Origin of the sequence: Massilia sp. 2TAF26, assembly GCF_052115005.1 — a bacterium.
Classification (GTDB): Bacteria; Pseudomonadota; Gammaproteobacteria; order Burkholderiales; family Burkholderiaceae_D; genus Telluria.
This window is the reverse complement of the sequence record NZ_JBFRFV010000128.1, coordinates 1-402: the sequence shown is the minus strand read 5'-3', so window position 1 is coordinate 402 and position 402 is coordinate 1. Positions and strand designations below refer to the sequence as shown.

Here is a 402-nt window from a genome sequence, read left to right as displayed (position 1 = left end):
CCACTCTTCTACGCAGCCCATGATGAAGTCAGCTTGGCGTTGCGCCTTCTTGGCGTTGATTTCGGTTTCCGACACGCCCAGGTCGATCGACTGCACGGCGTCGTCCGCCTTGTCCTTCGCCTTTTCGCGTGCGGCCGCAATGGCCGCTTCGCTTTCCTGTTTGATGACGTCGATCATGCTGTCAACGAAGGTACCAAACTCGGTGCGGGTCCGGTATTTATACGTGACCTTAATGCTGCCCGTGGTGCCGTCGAGCATTGGGAATGTCAGCTCTTTGGAGATTGCTTTGGGTGGTTTGCCAAGGATGACTTTTGCCATGATGTGTTCCTTTCGCGGGAGGATATAAATGCCCGTGCCAGCCGCCGCGCCCGCGAAGGCGACAGCAGCCGGCCGGTGCTCTGG

1 protein-coding gene is annotated in these 402 nt (G+C 58.2%); it reads right to left on the bottom strand.

What is annotated here, in order from left to right:
- The coding region (locus AB4Z32_RS27780; protein WP_442125026.1) for a phage tail assembly chaperone at positions 1 to 318 on the bottom strand (318 nt) is incomplete at its 3' end.
- Positions 319 to 402 lie beyond the last annotated feature (84 nt).